This window comes from Rahnella sp. PD12R, assembly GCF_019200965.1.
GTDB lineage: Bacteria > Pseudomonadota > Gammaproteobacteria > Enterobacterales > Enterobacteriaceae > Rahnella > Rahnella laticis.
Genome location: NZ_JAHTMS010000008.1, coordinates 153,173 through 171,211 on the forward strand (window position 1 = coordinate 153,173; position 18,039 = coordinate 171,211).

17 protein-coding genes are annotated in these 18,039 nt (G+C 56.1%); 11 read left to right on the forward strand and 6 right to left on the reverse strand.

Going from position 1 to position 18,039, the window contains the following annotated elements:
- Window position 1: 1 nt before the first annotated feature.
- Window positions 2–1,174 carry an ROK family transcriptional regulator gene (locus KWG64_RS17105; protein ID WP_195815203.1) on the reverse strand — a complete coding sequence of 391 codons (1,173 nt, stop codon included), beginning with the start codon at window positions 1,172–1,174 and terminating at the stop codon, window positions 2–4.
- A 316-nt stretch (window positions 1,175–1,490) separates the two neighbouring features.
- Here KWG64_RS17105 and KWG64_RS17110 point away from each other — a divergent pair, with 316 nt between their 5' ends.
- From KWG64_RS17110 to ydfG, 8 genes are all read left to right on the forward strand, one after another.
- Window positions 1,491–2,741 (forward strand): extracellular solute-binding protein, encoded by a 1,251-nt coding sequence (locus tag KWG64_RS17110; protein ID WP_218522576.1) that lies wholly within the window; start codon window positions 1,491–1,493, stop codon window positions 2,739–2,741.
- A 68-nt stretch (window positions 2,742–2,809) separates the two neighbouring features.
- Window positions 2,810–3,712, forward strand: coding sequence for a carbohydrate ABC transporter permease (locus KWG64_RS17115; protein ID WP_218522577.1), 903 nt, complete (start codon window positions 2,810–2,812; stop codon window positions 3,710–3,712).
- Complete coding sequence (locus tag KWG64_RS17120) at window positions 3,709–4,548, forward strand: carbohydrate ABC transporter permease (protein ID WP_218522578.1); 840 nt, start codon at window positions 3,709–3,711, stop codon at window positions 4,546–4,548. Before KWG64_RS17115 ends, KWG64_RS17120 begins: the two co-directional genes overlap by 4 nt.
- A 25-nt stretch (window positions 4,549–4,573) precedes the next feature.
- On the forward strand, window positions 4,574–5,527 hold the full coding sequence (locus KWG64_RS17125) for a carbohydrate kinase family protein (RefSeq protein WP_218522579.1): 954 nt from the start codon (window positions 4,574–4,576) through the stop codon (window positions 5,525–5,527).
- A complete protein-coding gene (locus tag KWG64_RS17130; protein WP_218522580.1) occupies window positions 5,528–6,622 on the forward strand; it encodes an ABC transporter ATP-binding protein in 1,095 nt (364 codons plus the stop codon).
- A 115-nt stretch (window positions 6,623–6,737) separates the two neighbouring features.
- Entirely contained in the window at window positions 6,738–8,183 is a 1,446-nt protein-coding gene (locus tag KWG64_RS17135; RefSeq protein ID WP_218522581.1) for an MFS transporter, read from the forward strand.
- Between the two features lie 47 nt (window positions 8,184–8,230).
- Window positions 8,231–9,286: an aldo/keto reductase gene (locus tag KWG64_RS17140; RefSeq protein ID WP_218522582.1), complete on the forward strand. Its 1,056-nt coding sequence runs from the start codon at window positions 8,231–8,233 to the stop codon at window positions 9,284–9,286.
- A gap of 168 nt (window positions 9,287–9,454) precedes the next feature.
- The gene (ydfG, locus tag KWG64_RS17145; RefSeq protein ID WP_104922060.1) at window positions 9,455–10,204 is read left to right on the forward strand and encodes a bifunctional NADP-dependent 3-hydroxy acid dehydrogenase/3-hydroxypropionate dehydrogenase YdfG; all 750 of its coding nucleotides are present in this window, start codon (window positions 9,455–9,457) and stop codon (window positions 10,202–10,204) included.
- A 124-nt stretch (window positions 10,205–10,328) separates the two neighbouring features.
- Here ydfG and KWG64_RS17150 read toward each other — a convergent pair whose 3' ends face one another.
- Window positions 10,329–11,624, reverse strand: coding sequence for an NCS2 family permease (locus tag KWG64_RS17150; protein ID WP_104922061.1), 1,296 nt, complete (start codon window positions 11,622–11,624; stop codon window positions 10,329–10,331).
- Window positions 11,625–11,951: 327 nt separating this feature from the next.
- Between KWG64_RS17150 and KWG64_RS17155 the strand changes: the two genes are divergently transcribed.
- Window positions 11,952–12,857, forward strand: a complete 906-nt coding sequence (locus KWG64_RS17155; protein ID WP_195815150.1) for a LysR family transcriptional regulator — start codon at window positions 11,952–11,954, stop codon at window positions 12,855–12,857.
- A 3-nt stretch (window positions 12,858–12,860) separates the two neighbouring features.
- Here the strand turns inward: KWG64_RS17155 and KWG64_RS17160 are convergent, their stop codons facing one another.
- On the reverse strand, window positions 12,861–13,187 hold the full coding sequence (locus tag KWG64_RS17160) for a YnfA family protein (RefSeq protein ID WP_152326211.1): 327 nt from the start codon (window positions 13,185–13,187) through the stop codon (window positions 12,861–12,863).
- 134 nt (window positions 13,188–13,321) lie between these two features.
- On the opposite strand from KWG64_RS17160, the gene KWG64_RS17165 reads away from it, so the two are divergent.
- Together KWG64_RS17165 and KWG64_RS17170 are read left to right on the forward strand one after the other, a co-directional pair.
- Window positions 13,322–13,678: a DUF1283 family protein gene (locus KWG64_RS17165; RefSeq protein ID WP_152326210.1), complete on the forward strand. Its 357-nt coding sequence runs from the start codon at window positions 13,322–13,324 to the stop codon at window positions 13,676–13,678.
- Between the two features lie 110 nt (window positions 13,679–13,788).
- Window positions 13,789–14,085 (forward strand): DUF1161 domain-containing protein, encoded by a 297-nt coding sequence (locus KWG64_RS17170; RefSeq protein WP_165057513.1) that lies wholly within the window; start codon window positions 13,789–13,791, stop codon window positions 14,083–14,085.
- A gap of 686 nt (window positions 14,086–14,771) precedes the next feature.
- On the opposite strand, the gene hutG is transcribed toward KWG64_RS17170, so the two are convergent.
- The 3 genes from hutG to hutC form a co-directional block, all read right to left on the reverse strand.
- Window positions 14,772–15,608 carry an N-formylglutamate deformylase gene (hutG, locus tag KWG64_RS17175; protein WP_218522583.1) on the reverse strand — a complete coding sequence of 279 codons (837 nt, stop codon included), beginning with the start codon at window positions 15,606–15,608 and terminating at the stop codon, window positions 14,772–14,774.
- The gene (gene hutI / locus KWG64_RS17180; protein WP_370628708.1) at window positions 15,605–16,867 is read right to left on the reverse strand and encodes an imidazolonepropionase; all 1,263 of its coding nucleotides are present in this window, start codon (window positions 16,865–16,867) and stop codon (window positions 15,605–15,607) included. Before hutI ends, hutG begins: the two co-directional genes overlap by 4 nt.
- 180 nt (window positions 16,868–17,047) lie before the next feature.
- The gene (hutC, locus tag KWG64_RS17185) at window positions 17,048–17,848 is read right to left on the reverse strand and encodes a histidine utilization repressor (RefSeq protein WP_218522584.1); all 801 of its coding nucleotides are present in this window, start codon (window positions 17,846–17,848) and stop codon (window positions 17,048–17,050) included.
- Between the last annotated feature and the right edge of the window lie 191 nt (window positions 17,849–18,039).

Genomic DNA, 18,039 nt, shown 5'->3' on the forward strand with positions numbered 1-18,039 from the left:
ACTACTTCAGCAACACCTCATATTGCGGATTGAATTCATCAAAGATCGGCAACGCCGCCGCGCCCAGCGCCGGGGTGTCACTACCGGACATGCCCAGGCGAATTCTCGCCGTCTGCGCATAGCGGCTTCGTACCGAACTGTACAGCGGCGTCAGGCGCCGGATCAGCTTCTCCACCAGCGGTTTCGGCATCGTGCCGCCGATGATTACGCTCTGCGCATCAAACACGCATTCCATAATATTGATGGCCTGAAGCGCCGGTTCGACCGCGGTATCCAGCCATTTATCGAACAAGGCCTCATCGACGTTCAGCAAATCTTCCGGCATGGCGGACATCGGATCCAGCCCGCAGGCTTCGTACGCGGCCTGCAAAGAAACGTAGCGTTCAAGGCAACCTTTGTTGCCGCAGTAACATTCTCGGCCGCCCGGTTGCACCACAATGTGGCCGACCTCGCCCGCATTATGTGCATGACCGGTGTAAATCCGCCCGTCGGTAAATATCCCCGCGCCGAGGCCGGTGCCGATATAGAGATACACAAACGAGGAAAGTTGCTTGGCAATGCCGTGAAAACGCTCGCCGATGGCCGCTACCGTTGCATCGTTTTCAAGCGTGACCGGCCAGCCGGTAGAGGCACTTAACCGCGCTTCAATATCCACATTATCCCAGCCGTGCAGCGTGGTCGGCCCCTGCGAAGAAATGCCCTCAACGCCAAATGGCCCCGGCATCACCACACCGACGCCCAGCATTTTGCGCCAGTCGATTTTCACCTGTTGGCGCATTTCTTGCAGTATCTGATCAATCAGGGCCAGCGTGGGCTCAGGCTGAGGTTTCTGAATGTGGATCTGGTGGCGAAAACGCACCGAGCCCGTGAGATCCACCAGCACAATCAGCAGCGACTGATGATCAAGATGGATGCCGATGGAATAGGCGCTGTCAGGATTGAGTGTCAGTGGCGTTGCCGGTTGACCACGTCCGCCCGCACGACGCGGCAGATGGGAAGAGAGTATGCCCGCCTGTTCAAGTTCGGTCGCAATATTGGAAACCGTCTGCGGCGTGAGCGACGTCAGCCGGGCAATTTCCGCGCGGGTCAGCTCACCGTTGAGGCGAATGGCTTCGATGACGACCCGGCGATTGTGCGCGCGGGCATGTTCAAGATTGGTACCAGAAGTTGTTATCACGGCCTTGTACCCAGAGGGAAACCTGTGGGCAGTATGCGGAGAGTGATTACAGCAATCAAATTGATTTTATAAATATCAGAATATGAATATGACGATGCCATCACAGCTTTCAATGTTATTGGTATGTTAATAATAATCGTCAGTCACTATTCAGTTTGCACCGTTTATAGAATTCGTTTTAAGCCTCAGGTAGCAAGTATCAATCCGGCAGGGACGCAGGGGTTGCCGCCATCAACGGCCATCCCACTTTTTTTTAGCCGATTAAAGCAATCAAATTGATTTAATAAACTTAACCCTGTTTCGGAGAATGACGATGAGCCTACGACTTACCCCTGCGGCCACCCTGTGCGCCCTCTCTGCCCTCACTCTGGGATATTCCGCCAGCGCGCTGGCTGAAACCACGCTCAGTGCCTTGTTTATGACTCAGGCGGCGTACAGCGAAACCGATATCCGCGCCATGACTGCGGACTTCACCAAACAACACCCTGACATCAAAGTGAATCTGGAATTTGTGCCGTACGAAGCGCTGCACGACAAAATCGTGGCCGCCCGCGGTGCCGGTGACAAAGGTTATGACGTGGTGCTGTTCGATGCGATCTGGCCCGCCGAATTCAACAAATACGGCCTGTTGCAGGATGTCACGGCGCGTATCCCTGCCGACGAAAGCAGCAAGATTTTCGACGGCGCGATTTCTACCGTGACCTACAAAGACAAACGCTGGGGCATGCCGTGGATCCTCGACACCAAATATCTGTATTACAACAAAGCGATGCTGGCAAAAGCCGGGATCACCACCCCGCCTGCGACCTGGGCTGACGTGGAGAAACAGTCTGAGATCCTGAAAGAAAAAGGCATCGTGAAATTCCCGCTGGTCTGGAGCTGGTCACAATCCGAAGCCTTGCTGTGCGACTACACCACGCTGGTTTCGGCGTTCAAAGGCGATTTCTACAAAGACGGCAAGCTGAACTTCACCAATACCGGCGCAATGAAAGCCATCAACTACATGAAAGAGACGCTGGATAAAGGGCTGACCAACCCGAACTCCCGCGAATATCTGGAAGAAGATGTGCGTAAGTCTTTCTCCAACGGTGACGCAGCCTTCGCGCTTAACTGGACCTACATGTACAACATGGCCAACGATCCGAAACAGAGCAAAGTCGCGGGTGACGTCGGTGTGATCCCGGCTCCGGGCGAAACCGCCGGTGAGGCGTCCGGCGTGAACGGTTCGATGGGGCTGGGCATCGCCAAAGCCAGTGCGCATCCGGATCAGGCGTGGGAATACATCAGCTACATGACCTCCCAGCCGGTGCAGGACAAATACGCCAAACTGAGCCTGCCAATCTGGAAATCCTCCTATGACGACCCGGCGGTGCAGAAAGATCAGGAAGCGCTGATTGCGGCGGCAAAAGTCTCGCTGAACGTGATGCTTTCGCGCCCGGTAACGGCGGATTACTCACGCTTGTCGAATATTTTGCAGCAAAACATTCAGGCGGTATTGCAGGGTAAAACCCCGGCGAAAGACGGTATGGAAGCCGCAACCACAGCCGCTGACCGTTTACGTTAAGTTTTTTAAAGCCAACACAACGCCCCGGATACTGCGGTATGCGGGGCAAACCAACACCACGGAAAACTATGCTGACTTTACCGCAACGAGAACGTCGACAAGCCTGGTTGCTCCTTGCGCCCATGTTGTTAATGATGTTTCTGCTGACCGCCTGGCCGCTGGCCCGCACGCTGTGGCTCAGTTTCACCGACGCTGGCCTGATTGGCGACGGTTCTGCGCCCAACTGGGTCGGCAGCGACAATTTTATTTATGCCCTGACCGATCCGGATTTTCGCGCCGCGCTGTGGCGGACACTCTATTTCACCGTGGTTTCGGTGATTTTCGAAGGCTTTATCGGCTTGCTGGTGGCGCTGCTGCTGAACCAGAAATTTTGGGGGCGCAGCGCGTTACGCGTACTGGTGATCTTACCCTGGGCGCTGCCGACGATTGTTAACGCCACCATGTGGCGGCTGAACTTCAATCCGGACTACGGCAGCATCAACGCCCTGCTTTCCCAGCTTGGCCTTATCGACACCTACCGCAGCTGGCTCGGCGACCCGTCGTCGGCCATTAACGCCGTGATGTTTGCCGATATCTGGAAGAACTATCCGCTGATCACCCTGCTGGTGCTGGCGGCGCTGCAAACCATTCCTGAGGATCTGTTTGAAGCGGCGCGGCTCGACGGCGCGTCGGCGTTCCTGCGTTTTCGTAAAATCACCTTACCGGCGATCGCGGCTCCGCTGGCAGTGGCGCTGATTTTGCGCACCATCGACGCGTTTAAAGTCTTCGACATCATTTACGTGATGACCCGCGGCGGCCCGCTCGACAGCACCAAAACCGTCAGCTTCTTCGTTTATCAGGAATCCTTCAGCTATCTGCGGGCGGGCAGCGGTGCCGCTTACGCCATCCTCATGACGCTGATTTGCGCCCTGTTAATTCTGGTTTATATGGTCATGCTGCTGCGCCAGCGCCGTTCGGGGAACGCAGAATGAAACAGAAAATCCGACTCGTTTTACGTTATCTCGCCGCGCTGGTTCTGGCCCTCTCCATTCTCGCGCCGCTGTTGTGGATGTTCCTGATGAGCGTCAGTTCGGCGGAAGATCTGACCCGTATTCCGCTGGAATGGCTGCCGCGACACTGGGATTTCAGCCGCTACGCCAGCCTGCTGACGCTTCAGGCCGGGCAACCGGGCGCGCTTTTCCTGCATGCGCTCGGCAACAGTTTGCTGGTGGCCTGCGGGGCGACGATTATTTCCCTGCTGCTGGCGATCCCCGCGGCGTACAGCTTCTCACGCTATCCGGGCCGCGACGGCTGGCTGTTTGGCAGTCTGGCTATTTATATGGTGCCGCCGGTGGCATTCGTTCTGCCGCTGTATTTCATCCTGGAAAAACTGACCCTGCTCAACACCCATCTCGGGCTGATTCTGGTGTATTGCTCAATGATTTTGCCGTTCCTGACCTGGATGCTGAAAAACCAGTTCGATGCGTTACCGGTAGATATCGAACAGGCATCGCGCCTCGACGGTTTGCGTTACTGGCAGGTGTTGTTGCGCATCACCCTGCCGCTGGCGAAACCGGCGCTTGGCGCTTCTGCGATGTTCGGCTGGCTACTGGCCTGGGATGAATTTTTCTACGCCCTGCTGTTTACCAACAATATCGACGCCCAGACGCTGCCGGTGACTATCGCCGGATTCACCGCCGGGCGCGCCACCGATGACGGGCTGATTGCCGCCGTCGGCATTCTTGCGGCCATTCCGCCGCTCTTTATTGCGCTTTGGCTGCAAAAAACGTTGGTCAGCGGGTTAACCGCCGGCGGCAGCAAAGGCTGAATATGAACATCAGGGAATCTCATCAATGATTACAAGACCTGACACCCGCGCCACGCTGTATGTGGTGGGCAATATTAACGTGGATTTGATCATGAGCACGCTCCACGCGTGGCCGAAAAAAGGCACCGAAGCGATGCTCGAAAGCAGCTCTCTGCGCCCCGGCGGTTCTGCCGGAAACTGCGCGCTGGCGCTGGCGGCGCTGAACGTCCCGCACCGGCTGGTGGCCAATCAGGGCAACGACCAGTTCACCGGCTGGCTGGCGGGTTTGTTCCCGGAAAGCGCGCCGCACTGGCCGACCTGCGACTGCGAAACGTCGCTGACGTTTGGCGTCACGCATCCCGACCACGAACGGACGTTTTTCAGCAATCAGGGGCATATTGTCCGCCTTTCCATGCAGGACGTTCTGGCGCAGTTACCCGAAAACGCACAACCCGGCGACTGGGTTTTACTGTGCGGCACCTGGTTGTGTACAGCGCTGTATGCGGATTATCCGCCGTTGCTTTCCGCACTCAGAACCCGCGGTTATCGCGTCGCCATCGACAGCGGCTGGCCGCCGGAAGACTGGAGCGACACGTTGCGCACCCAGGCTGCGCAGTGGCTGCCGTTTTGCGATGCACTGCTGCTCAATGAAGTCGAAACGCTCGGGCTGGCCGATGCTCAGACGCTGGACGCCGCCGCGCAAAAACTGCTGGCGCAGATGGCCGGGAATGCTTTTTGTGTTGCGAAATGCGGCCCGGACGGTGCGCGTCTGTGGAGCGCGGATCAGACGTTGCATCAGCACGCCGAGCCGGTTGAGGTGGTCGATACGATCGGCGCCGGAGACAGTTTTAACGCCGGATTTTTATCCGCGCTGATTTATGGCCTGCCGCCTGCCACGGCGTTGCAATGGGGTGTCCGCGTCGCCGGTTGTGCGATCAGCAGTTCCCCGCGCCGTTATCCTGACTGGCAATCGCTTTTTGGCCTTGTGGAGAAACTCTGAATGGCTCTGGTAGAACTGGTAAAAGTCGCCAAACATTATGGCAAAGTACAGGTGCTCAAACCGCTGGATCTGACCATTCCCGATGGCAGCTTTACCGTGCTGGTCGGGCCGTCCGGATGCGGTAAATCCACCCTGCTGCGCCTGCTGGCCGGGCTGGAATCCTTATCCGACGGCGACATCCTGCTCGATAAACAGCAAATCAATAATTTTGACCCGGCGGATCGTGATATCGCCATGGTCTTCCAGAGTTACGCGCTGTATCCGCACCTGACCGTGGCCGAGAACATGGCGTTCCACATGCAGGTGAAAAAGGTGCCGAAAGCTGAACAGCAGGCCAAAGTGCAACAGGCCGCAAAAGTGTTAGGCATTGATCATCTGCTGAAACGCCTGCCGAAAGATTTGTCCGGCGGGCAGCGCCAGCGCGTTGCGATGGGCCGCGCACTGGTGAGAAATCCGAAAGTGTTTCTGTTCGACGAACCGCTGTCTAACCTTGACGCGCAGCTGCGCATGGAGCTGCGGGCGGAAATCAAATCCCTGCACCAGCAGTTCCGCACCACCACGGTTTACGTCACGCACGATCAGATTGAGGCCATGACGCTGGCGGATAACATTGTGGTGATGAAAGACGGTTTTATCGTGCAGCAAGGCGATCCGCTGTCGATTTACGACAAACCGGTGAACACCTTTGTGGCGCGCTTTATCGGTTCACCGCCAATGAATTTACTCAGCGGCGTGTTCCAGAGCATCGGCGGCAAACCGGGCGTGACCTGCAATCAGCTGTGGTTTGCCCTGCCGGAGAAATGGGCGTTACAGGCGCGACATTCCGAAGGCGAACCAGTCACACTCGGCCTGCGCCCGCATGACCTCAGGCCCGTTCAGCACAGCGCGCAACCTGCTGCCATACTGCGTCTGCTGGAAGTCACCGGCGAAAGCAGCCTGCTGCACATCGACTGGAGCGGCTTCCCGCTGCACGTCCAGTTCGCTGGCCGCGCCCGCGTCAGCACCGACCAACCGCTGTACCTCGAAGCTAACAGCGACGCCATTCATCTGTTCGATGCGCAGACCGGGGAACGGCTGGCAGAAACAGAACTCTGAATTAATGTGCAAAATCTCCCCTTTCACCGGGGGAGATCCACAATCCCACCGTTGACGCCTTCCCCCGATGCGCTATGCTCAGACTTTGCTTATTTCATTAGCGCGCTTACCTTCTATGAGCTTCTTCTCAAAAAAAAAATTCCCGCTGCCGCCGGGTTCCGCTTTGCCGTTGCTGGTGGCGGGCGCGTTCTTTATGGAAAATCTGGATGCCACGGTGATTGTCACCGCGCTGCCGCAGATGGCGAAAGATTTCGGCGTGCATCCGGTCGATATGAATATCGGCGTATCGGCTTACATTCTGACGCTCACGGTGTTTATTCCGGCCAGCGGCTGGATCGCTAACCGGTTTGGCACGCGTAACGTCTTTTCGCTGGCGCTGATCCTGTTCACCCTCGCGTCATTGTTATGTTCCGCCAGCGACAGTCTCGGCACGTTTACCGCCGCCCGCATGTTGCAGGGGTTTGCCGGTGCGCTGATGGTGCCGGTCGGGCGGCTGGTGGTACTGAAAAATACGCAAAAATCAGATCTGATCCGCGCAATCGCGACGATTACCTGGCCCGGACTGGTGGCGCCGATCCTCGGTCCGCCGCTGGGCGGATTCATTACGACGTATGCTTCCTGGCACTGGATATTTCTGCTCAATCTGCCGCTCGGGGTTATCGCACTGATGTTCAGCCGTAAACTGATCCCGCAGGTCAAGGGGCAGAAAGGCGTGCCGTTTGATATCACCGGTTTTGTGCTGACCGGCGCGGCGTGTCTGGGGTTAATCTTCGGGCTGGATATGTTTAATCAGGGCACCATTAACTGGAAACCGGTGACGATGGTGGGCGGCGCGGTGATCGTCGGGGCGCTGGCGGTCTGGCATTCCGGGCGGGCGGCGTATCCGTTGCTGCCGCTGACGGCGCTGAAAATTAAAAGTTACGCCGTCACGATTTACGGCGGTTCATTGTTCCGCGTAGCTATCGGCGCCCTGCCGTTTTTGCTGCCGCTGATGTTCCAGCTGGGTTACGGCATGAACGCGTTTGATGCCGGGCTGCTGGTGCTCGCCGTGTTCGCCGGTAATCTGGCGATGAAGCCGTTTACCTCGCCGATTTTGCACCGCTTCCGCTTTAAGTCGATTATGCTGGTTAACGGCCTGCTCAATTCTGCGACGATATTTGCCTGCGCGTTGCTGACACCGGAAGTGCCGACTGCCATCACGCTGCTGTTGCTGTTCGCCAGCGGCATGACCCGTTCGATGCAGTTCACCGCGCTCAATACACTGGCCTTTTCGCAGGTTCCGGCAGAACAAATGAGCGGCGCAAATACGTTATTTAACACCGCGCAACAGCTCTCTACCGGGCTGGGCATTGCCATCGGCGCGCTTTCCCTGCGAGTCGCGGAACATTTTTTACCGGCCAGCGCCGGGATGCAGACCGGAACGTTCCATATCGCTTTTATTATTATCGGGGTGTTTTCTCTGGCGGGAACACTCGACAGTCTGACGCTCGACCCTACCGCGGGCGATGAAATACGCCGCAAAAAAGAATCTGTACCGCAACCGGCTTCGTCACAAAAATAATGACGTTGCTAAACTGAAATTAAGTATCCGATAAATGGAGAAAACCCATGGAATACCGTCTGTTAGGCCATTCCGGCCTGAAAGTTTCAGTTCTCAGCCTGGGCACCATGACGTTTGGTGGTCAGGGAAAATTCGCTAAAACCGGCCAGACCGACGTCAGTGCCGCACAGCGCCAGATCGGCCTGTGTCTGGACGCTGGCATTAATTTATTTGATACCGCCGACGTTTATTCAGGCGGTGAATCGGAAGTGATTCTGGGCAAGGCGCTGGGCAGCCAGCGTCATGACGTGCTGGTTGCCAGCAAAGCCCGCTTCCCGATGGGCGATGGCCCTAACAATCGCGGTTCATCACGCCACCATATTCTGCGCGCCTGCGAAGCCAGCCTGAAGCGCCTGAATACGGACTATCTGGATTTGTATCAGTTGCATGAATGGGACGGTCAGACGCCGCTGGAAGAAACGCTGCGCGCGCTCGACGACCTGATCAGCAGCGGCAAAGTACGTTATGTCGGTGTCTCCAACTTTTCCGCCTGGCATGTGATGAAAACGCTGGGTGTTGCGGCAGCAAATCACTATATCCGCCCGGTCAGTCAGCAAATCCATTACACGCTTCAGGCGCGTGAAGCCGAATACGAACTCCTGCCGGTGGCGCAGGATCAGGGGCTGGGCGTTCTGGTCTGGAGCCCGCTGGCCGGTGGCCTGCTTTCCGGTAAATACCGCCGTAATCAGGCCGCGCCCGAAGGGACTCGCCATCTGGCGGACTGGGGCGAGCCGCCGGTGCGTGACGAAAATGCGCTGTATGACGTGGTGGATGTTCTGGTGGATATCGCCGGGCAACGCGGCGTTTCCGCCGCGCAAATCGCGCTGGCGTGGCTGATTGCGCGCCCGCAGGTAACGTCCGTGATTGTCGGCGCGCGTAACGACACCCAGTTGCAGGACAACCTGCTTGCGGCAAACCTGACCCTGAATAGCGAAGAAATTGAAAGGCTTAATCAAGTCAGCCAGTTGCCGTTGCTGTATCCTTACTGGCATCAGGCGCAGACCGCGCCGGACCGGCTTTCTGCGGCAGATTTATCGCTAATTGCGCCTTACCTTAAAAAGTGACCGCAATAAAATGATACCAAGTCAGACCGGCATCCGCTGCCGGTCTGGTTATTTTTGTGTTAATACTTATAGAGTTTCTTTTTCTGCACGCCGTGCGCGAGCAAACGCGTTCATTTTTGATTCAATTTTTATTTCATTCTATTTGTTTAAATACTAAGGATTACCGGGATGATTATTTTTGTGACCGGCGCGACCGCCGGATTTGGTGCTGAAATCGCGCGCCGCTTTGTCAAAGAAGGCCATAAAGTGATTGCCTCCGGCCGCCGTAAAGAGCGTCTGGACGACCTGAAAGCGGAGCTGGGTGACGCGCTGTATACCGTTGAGCTGGATGTGACCAACCGTGCCTCCATCAAAGATGCCATCGACAGCCTGCCTGCCGAATGGAGCAACATCGATGTGCTGGTCAATAACGCCGGTCTGGCACTCGGTCTGGAAAAAGCCGACAAAGCGTCGCTGGAAGACTGGGACAAAATGATCGACACCAACACCAAAGGTCTGGTGTACATGACCCGCGCCGTCCTGCCGGGCATGGTTGAACGCAACACCGGCCATGTGATTAACATCGGTTCAACGGCGGGTAACTGGCCGTATGCCGGTGGCAACGTGTATGGCGCGACCAAAGCCTTCGTCCGTCAGTTCAGCCTGAACCTGCGCACCGACCTGCACGGCACTCACGTTCGCGTGACCAATATCGAGCCGGGCCTGTGCGGCGGAACGGAATTCTCCAACATCCGCTTTAAAGGCGATGACGAGAAAGCCAGCAAAACCTACGACAAGACTAACCCGCTGACGGCAAAAGACGTCGCCGAATCCGTGTTCTGGGTTTCCACATTGCCTGAGCACGTGAACATCAACAGCATCGAGATGATGCCTGTCAGCCAGTCTCTGGCCGGTTTGCAGGTTCACCGCGAAGATTGATCAGACATTGTGATGCACATGAAAAGCAGCTCCGGCTGCTTTTTTTTATTGGGTTTTCAGCCGATTTTGAGCACAAAAAAAGGCGCGGTAGTCAAACCCGCGCCTTTTCCGACCCGAAGAGCGGTTACGCGCTCAGCCAGCCCAGTTTGATCACGAACAGAATCGACAGAACGATCAGCGCGGAATTCAGTTCACGCCAGCGGCCGGTCAGCAGTTTTGCCAGCGTCCAGGTGATGAAACCAAACGCGATACCGTTAGCAATGGAATACGTGAACGGCATGGTCAGCGCAGTCACGGTCACCGGTGCGGCAACGGTGATGTCTTTCCAGTCAATTTCAGCCAGACCTGAGGTCATCAGAACCGCGATGAACAGCAGAGCCGGCGCGGTGGCGAATGCCGGAACGCTGCCTGCCAGCGGTGCGAAGAACAGGCTCAGCAGGAACAGGATCGCGACCACGATGGCCGTCAGACCGGTACGGCCCCCGGCGCTCACGCCCGCCGCAGATTCGATATAACTGGTGGTGGTTGATGTCCCTAAGAGTGAACCGAACAGCGCAGCCGCACTGTCCGCGACCAGCGCACGCCCCATTTTCGGGATGTTGCCATCTTCGTCCGCCAGACCTGCGCGTTTGGTTACGCCGATCAGGGTGCCGGAGTTATCGAAGACGTCTACGAACAGGAATGCGAACACGACGCTGATCAGCGAAACGTTGAATGCGCCTTTGATGTCCAGCTGCATAAAGGTTGGTGCGATGGAAGGGGGCATAGACATCACGCCGCCAAACGGTGAGTAGCCCAGCGCAATCGCCAGAACCGTCACCGCCAGCACGCCAATCAGCACAGCACCGGTCACTTTACGCGCTTCCAGAACCACAATCAGAATGAAACCGAGCATCGCAAACAGCGGACCCGGCTTGGTCAGGTCGCCCAGACCGACCAGCGTGGCCGGGTTTGCAATCACAATACCGGCGTTTTCCAGCGCAATCAGCGCCAGGAATAACCCGATACCGGCCGCAATCGCCGAACGCAGCGGCAGCGGAATACTGCGGATAATCCATTCACGAATTTTGAAAATCGACAACGCGAAGAAGATACACGCGGAAAGGAAAACAGCACCCAACGCGATCTGCCAGGTGTAACCCATGTGCAGCACAACGGTGTAGGTGAAGAAGGCGTTTAAACCCATGCCCGGCGCCAGTGCAATCGGGTAGTTGGCGATAAAGCCCATCAGTGCGGAACCGATTGCGGCAGCAAGACAAGTTGCCACGAAAACCGAGCCTTTATCCATTCCCGTCGCGCCCAAAATGGACGGGTTAACGAACAGAATATAGGCCATTGCTAAAAATGTAGTCAGTCCTGCCACAATCTCAGTCCGCACGTTAGTACGGTGAGCTTTTAACTTGAATAGTTTTTCTAACATGAGAAGGAATCTCTTGGTCGCGTGATCACTTCAACCGGGTGATCAAAAGCGCACGCTTGTTATTAGTGTTGTTTTTCAAAACACGCACGCGCGCCAGCAGTACGAATGCCACAATTCGCACCCCTTCTGTCCAAAGAAAAGCGGCTCACGTGCTAAACGTGTTTTGACGAACCCTGTCATTACCCTTTTGACCTCTTTTGTGCAGAGATCTGCACATAAAACAATCTGAGGTGATTGTTTACAAAGGCCATCGCACAATCTAGGAAAAATGAGTGATGCAGTCCATAATAGATATCTCACTTATTCACTGCATAAATTAGTACACCTATGTCACCCTTCTCCCGTTTTTCGCAATATTTTACCGAAGTCGCCCGAACAGGAAGTTTGCGCAAAGCGGCAGAAGCGCTGCACGTCTCCGCTTCGGCCATTAACCGGCAGATTTTACAGGCTGAACAGACGCTGGAAACGCCGCTGTTTGAGCGCCTGCCGACCGGCCTGAAACTGACGTCCGCCGGTGAGATTTTGTTCGATGATATCCGCCGCTGGCGGAAAGAATTTTCCCGTACCCGCGAACGCTTTGATGAAATTCAGGGTTTGCGGCGCGGGCACGTCACCATTTCCATTATCGCGGCGCTCAGTGAAGGAATTATGGCGCAGCTGATTGCCGAAGTCGGCGCTGAGCATCCTTACCTCACGTTTGATATCCGCATTGAAGACAGCCGGAATATCAGTGAACAGGTCAGTTCGGCGGAAGTGGATTTTGGCCTGCTGCTTGACCCTATCGAGCATACCGGGCTGGAAGTGCAGGCGTTCGCGGAATTGCCGATTGGCATCGCGATGCCGGTCGGGCATGAACTTTCAAAGCAGGAATCGCTGTCGTTCAGCGATATCGCGGCTTACCGGCAGATTATTCCGTCGGAACCGCTGATGGTGAACGCCCGCGCGAAGCTGCTGTACAACCGTTATCAGCTGCTGGATACGCCGTCGATTGTCTGTAATGACGTACGCATGATGCGCGAACTTATCCGCAAAGGGGCTGGCGTGGGCGTGCTGAGTTTGCTCGACGTATTGCCCGATTTGCAGGAAAACCGGCTGGCGTTTGTGCCCTTGCAGGGGCGCAGCGCCAAACCGCTGACGCTCGCGCTGTGCGTTGCGCCCCGCCGTCAGCTCTCCCGCGCCGCGCAGATTGTGATTCAGAAAGTGATCGTGATGATGGAAAAACTGTCGCAGTAACCGTTACGCCGCTTTCCAGCCAGAAATGATAATCAGCATCCCGGCCAGCGCCACACAGGCTCCGAGCCAGTCGGTGGTGCTGAGTTTCACGCCATCGACAAACCGCAGCCACAACATCGCCGTCATCACATAGACTCCGCCGTACGCCGCATAGACCCTGCCGCTGGCTGCCGGATGCAGCGTCAGCAACCAGACAAACGCCGCCAGGCTCAGCGCCGCCGGGAAAAGCAGCAGCCAGCTGCCGCCTTTGCGCAGCCAGAGATACGGCAGAAAACAGCCGATGATTTCCGCCAGCGCGGTCGCAAAGAACAGTAAAGTCGTTTTGAGCATGTGAATCGCCAGGTTTACAGTCGTAAGTTAAACATGAATTCAACCCGTTAGCAGGCTTTGGGTGACGTGACTCAGGGTGATGTTATAATTGAAGGTATTCGCCTGAGCGATGTGTAAATTAAAAGGATTAGCTAATGAATACAACGTTTTTACGCCGTTTACTGCCTGTTGCGCTGCTTGTTATGACAGCAAGCTGGCAGGCACCTGCGCTGGCAGCCACCAACTGTGCGGGCGGAACCTGTGTCTTTGGCGGCAGCGGCAATGACGCCATGTCCAACGAAGAAGCGCGCCAGAGCAAAGAGCAGTGGAACGAAACCCAGCGTCTGCGGGCTTTGAAAAACCAGCGCGCTGAGAAAGATTATTCCAAGTACGATAATTCTGTGGATCTGCGTGATAAATGCAACGCCAGCCAGAATATCAACGCGTACTGGGAAGATAACACCCAGCGCTGCCTCGACCGCCGCACTGGCCGTCAGCTGATGGCACCGTAATACCGTAAAAAAGTCTTTCCGCTCTTTTCCTGCCCGACAGCGGCAAACTTTGCCGCTGTCTCTATCTGCTAAACTCATTAATACACTGTTTCTCATAAAAGGAATGAATGATGAAAAAGACACTCTTAGCTGGCCTTGCGGTCATGATGTTAGCGCCGCTGGCAGTTCAGGCTGCCACCTGTGAAAGCGTGAAAGCGGATATCACCCAGAAAATCGTCGCCAACGGTTTGCCGGAATCCGGCTTTAAGCTCGACATCGTCCCGAACGATCAGGCTGATCAGGCCGGTGGCCAGGTTGTGGGTCATTGCGGGAATGATACGCAGAAGATTATCTACACGAAGACCGCTGGCGCGGATGATGCGACAGCAGCGAGTCCTAAGACGGGGACAAGCCAGGATTCTCAGTGATGCAGACCGGCATCACGCTCGGTAATATTTTGCGCAACCCAGGTCAAGACCTTGGGTTGCCGCCCAAACCGGCCTTAAGACAAAATCAAGACCTTGGGTTGCCACCCAAACCGGCTTCAAGGGGCGCCTATCGCCGCACCCCTTGAAAATCCCGGGCTCTTAAACTGCGCGCTGCCGCTCGCTGGCTATGTTTCAGCGGCTACCGTTAGTGCCGCAAACGCCGCCGCTGCGCGGTTCTCTCGCCTCGGGTTCGAACCTGCTCGAAAAAAGACTCTCGCTGTTTCTCACTCCTCACTCGACGTCGTTTTGAAAGCGGCCASAGRCTTTCTAGTTCGCAACCTTACTGCTGATTGTTATTTAAAAAATGCTGCTAAATTTGGATAAGCTTCCAGCCGCTTTCAGAAAGCTTGCTGAATGAGTGTTTCGAGACCGAAAGGCTCGAAGACCGAAATGAAGGTACCGCGCAGCGGCAAGTTTTTGCGGCACTAGCCGGAGTTGCTGAAACATAGCCAGCGAGCGGAGCGCGTGTTGAAAAAGCGTGGGGAAATCCAAAAGGGGAAAAGCACTTTCCCCTTTTGGTCGGTTTCGGCACCCGGCGCTGAGTGATAACTGCAATTGAGAAACCGAAACTTACACCTTATCCAATCCAATCCAATCACACCAAGCGTCAGCGTTAAAAAGCGTGATTAAACAGCGCCCTGTTTATACCTCTCCGATCCCCATGCCAGCATCCTCGCCAGCAATGGCTTCAACAAAGCCTGGAGCTCAGAGGCCTTATCCTCTGAATAGCTGAACGGCTCAATCTCCTCCATGTAATTCACCTGCGCCAGTTCAAGCTGAACAGCATGCACATCGTTTTCCGGCTGGCCATAAGCCCGCGTGATGTACCCGCCTTTAAAGCGGCCGTTCAGAACATGCGTGAAACGCGTCTGCTGCTGGCAGGTTTTTTCGAGGACTTCACTCAGCGCGGGCGCACAGCTTTCGCCGCTGTTGGTGCCGAGATTCAGATCCGGCAACTGGCCTTCGAAAAGACGCGGGATCACGGAGGCAATTGAATGTGCGTCAAACAGCAGCGCATAGCCGAATTCCTGTTTCATCCGCGCCAGTTCTGACTGAATTTTCTGGTGATACGGCTGCCAGATTTCATCGAGATATTGCTGACGCTGAGCGTCAGTCGGCGTCATTCCCGGTTTAAAGGTGGCGCGCCCGTCAAACAATGTGTCCGGAAACAAACCGGTCGTGGCCGTGGTGTAGAGCGGTTTATCGTCGGACGGACGGTTCAGGTCAATCACGAAACGCGAATACTGGCCGACCAGAATGCTGGCACCCAGTGCGCGGGCAAAGTCATACAGCTTCGGGATATGCCAGTCGGTATCCGAAAGCGGCAGGGCGGCGTCACTCAGCCCGCTGGCGACTTCCGGCGTCAGGTGTGTGCCTGCGTGGGGAATGCTGATCAGTATTGGTGCTGTGCCGGGAATGAAATGGTAAGGATCGGCGATGACGTTAGCTGCTGAAAGGCTCATGAACGAAATTCTCCCCGGATTTCTCCGCGATAAACGATAGTGCAGGGCAACTGCCCGCCCAGCCAGTAAACCAGTTCTGCCGGTCGCGACAGCGGCCAGTGGATGAAATCAGCGACTTTGCCCGTTTCCAGCGTGCCGTGCGTTTCCTGTAATCCCAGCGCCCGCGCGCCGTGACAGGTGATCCCGGCCAGTGCTTCTTCCGGCGTGAGACGAAACAGCGTGCAACCCATATTGAGCATCAGACGCAGCGAAAGCGCCGGAGAGGTTCCCGGATTGGCGTCGCTTGCCAGCGCCATCGGCACGTTATGCTGGCGGAAATGCGCCACCGGCGGGCACTGCGTTTCGCGCAGCAAATAATAGGCACCCGGCAGTAAAACGGCGACCGTTCCGCTGGCGGCCATCGCTTTAGCGTCGTCTTCGGTAGCGTATTCCAGATGATCGGCGGAGAGCGCGTGGTGTCTTGCGGCGAGCGCGCTGCCGTGCAGTGAGGAAAGCTGCTCCGCGTGCAGTTTGACCGGTAAACCCAGCGCCGCAGCAGCAGTAAATACCCGTTCAACCTGATCCGGCGAGAACGCCAGATGCTCACAGAACGCATCCACCGCATCGGCCAGATTTTCGCTGGCGACCACCGGCAGCAACGTGTCGCAAATCAGGTCAATATACTCATCGGCGCGGCCCTTAAATTCAGGCGGCAGGGCGTGCGCGGCAAGGCAGGTGGATTTCACCTCAACCGGCAACATTACGCCCAGCCTGCGGATCACGCGCAGCATTTTCAGCTCGCTTTCCACACTCAGGCCGTAGCCGGATTTAATCTCAACGCAGGTAACGCCTTCGGCCAGCAGCGGTTTGAGGCGAAATAACGCCTGCGCCAGCAGTTCATCTTCTGTGGCGTCACGCGTGGCGTTAACGGTCGAGAGAATTCCGCCGCCTGCTGCCGCGATTTCGGCATAACTTACACCGTTCAAACGCTGTTCAAATTCAGCGCTGCGATCGCCCCCGAACACCAGATGCGTATGGCAGTCGACAAAACCCGGCGTGATGATGCCGCCGTCAAAATCGTGCTGTTTTGCGTCAGAAAAGGCCGGGCAATCCACGGCACTCCCTGTCCAGACAATCTTGCCGCCGGTGACGGCAATCGCGCCGTTTTCGATCAGGTTGTAATGCCCGTCTTTCATGGTCACGAGCGTGGCGCCGCGCCATACGCTGTCACAGTGAAAGGGCGGTTCGGAAGACAAACGGGGGGAAAGTGCTACCGGCATGACAGGCTCCAGGCTGAATTCATCTTGTATAGACAACTAAAGTCAACCTAACGCATAACCGCTGAACCGGCAAGGCAGCCAGCGATAGTTTTTTCTTATTACGAGACGTCTTCCAAAATTTAAACGAAAGCATAGCGGCCCGGAACGGCCGCGATTAGGGTATGGCGAAATGAAAGGGCATCAGCCGTGGCTGGTGAAACGCCCGAACAGCTGGTAGCGGGAACCCGGATAAATCAGGCGCGCCGAAGTCACTACGCGGCTGCCGCTCCAGGTACGTCGATGAATCAGGAGGCAGGGCTCATGCTCACTGAGTTGCAAAAGCTCGCGCTGTTCATCGCTGGCACCGACGGCTTCAACGCGGTGTTCACCGGTAGTCAGGGGGGCGATTTCCATCAGATAGGTGTAAGGCGTTTGCTTATTGAGCACCTGCTGAAGGTAATCCGGCGCAGTTTCCGGGTTTACAAAACGGTCTTCAATCTGCACCGGCACATTGTTTTCGTAATGCACAATCTGCGAGTAAAACAGCATCGCGCCCGGCGCAATACCCAGCTGAAGCGCCTGTTCTGCGTCGGCCAGACGGGCTTCACAGACCAGAATTTTGCTGTCGTGGCGGTGTCCGCGCTGGGCAATTTCATCGGCGATGTTATGCACTTCGAGCATCGGCGTGTAGGCCTTGGCTTCGGCAACGAACGTCCCGACGCCCTGCATGCGAATCAGAAAACCTTCGCTGGTCAGCTCGCGCAGCGCACGGTTGATGGTCATGCGGCTGACGCCCAGTTCGTTGACCAGTTCACTTTCAGAAGGCACGCGCTGATGCGGTTTCCAGACACCGGCGCGGATCTGTCCGATGATTGCCTGTTTCACGCGCTGATAGATCGGCGCGGGCGTGTCGCTCATGGCCGCAGCCAGTTCGGACAATGTCTGCTGCGACACTCCCTGTTGCGCTGCACTTTGCGAAGAAAGTGGTGTGGGCTCCGACATGTCTCTGACCTCTCAAAAAATACACAGGTATCTGGAAAGTTTCCCGGAATGTCCGCCGGTTTCCCTTCAGGAAAAGAAACGGAAAGGCGTGACGGAAAACTAAATTTATAAAAAAAGGATTGTTGCAAGTTTACAGCGCAATCAGGCATATGTATATGTATAGACAAGTCACTTAAAAGTTTTGCAATTGT

Bases quoted from the DNA above. Each gene is read 5' to 3' on its own strand.
- KWG64_RS17125 (WP_218522579.1), top strand. From the start codon at position 4,574: ATGATTACAAGACCTGACACCCGCGCCACGCTGTATGTGGTGGGCAAT.
- KWG64_RS17165 (WP_152326210.1), top strand. From the start codon at position 13,322: ATGAATACAACGTTTTTACGCCGTTTACTGCCTGTTGCGCTGCTTGTT.
- ydfG (WP_104922060.1), top strand. From the start codon at position 9,455: ATGATTATTTTTGTGACCGGCGCGACCGCCGGATTTGGTGCTGAAATC.
- KWG64_RS17155 (WP_195815150.1), top strand. From the start codon at position 11,952: ATGTCACCCTTCTCCCGTTTTTCGCAATATTTTACCGAAGTCGCCCGA.
- KWG64_RS17110 (WP_218522576.1), top strand. From the start codon at position 1,491: ATGAGCCTACGACTTACCCCTGCGGCCACCCTGTGCGCCCTCTCTGCC.
- hutG (WP_218522583.1), bottom strand. From the start codon at position 15,608: ATGAGCCTTTCAGCAGCTAACGTCATCGCCGATCCTTACCATTTCATT.
- KWG64_RS17170 (WP_165057513.1), top strand. From the start codon at position 13,789: ATGAAAAAGACACTCTTAGCTGGCCTTGCGGTCATGATGTTAGCGCCG.
- KWG64_RS17160 (WP_152326211.1), bottom strand. From the start codon at position 13,187: ATGCTCAAAACGACTTTACTGTTCTTTGCGACCGCGCTGGCGGAAATC.
- hutC (WP_218522584.1), bottom strand. From the start codon at position 17,848: ATGTCGGAGCCCACACCACTTTCTTCGCAAAGTGCAGCGCAACAGGGA.
- KWG64_RS17140 (WP_218522582.1), top strand. From the start codon at position 8,231: ATGGAATACCGTCTGTTAGGCCATTCCGGCCTGAAAGTTTCAGTTCTC.
- hutI (WP_370628708.1), bottom strand. From the start codon at position 16,867: ATGCCGGTAGCACTTTCCCCCCGTTTGTCTTCCGAACCGCCCTTTCAC.
- KWG64_RS17120 (WP_218522578.1), top strand. From the start codon at position 3,709: ATGAAACAGAAAATCCGACTCGTTTTACGTTATCTCGCCGCGCTGGTT.
- KWG64_RS17135 (WP_218522581.1), top strand. From the start codon at position 6,738: ATGAGCTTCTTCTCAAAAAAAAAATTCCCGCTGCCGCCGGGTTCCGCT.
- KWG64_RS17130 (WP_218522580.1), top strand. From the start codon at position 5,528: ATGGCTCTGGTAGAACTGGTAAAAGTCGCCAAACATTATGGCAAAGTA.
- KWG64_RS17115 (WP_218522577.1), top strand. From the start codon at position 2,810: ATGCTGACTTTACCGCAACGAGAACGTCGACAAGCCTGGTTGCTCCTT.
- KWG64_RS17150 (WP_104922061.1), bottom strand. From the start codon at position 11,624: ATGTTAGAAAAACTATTCAAGTTAAAAGCTCACCGTACTAACGTGCGG.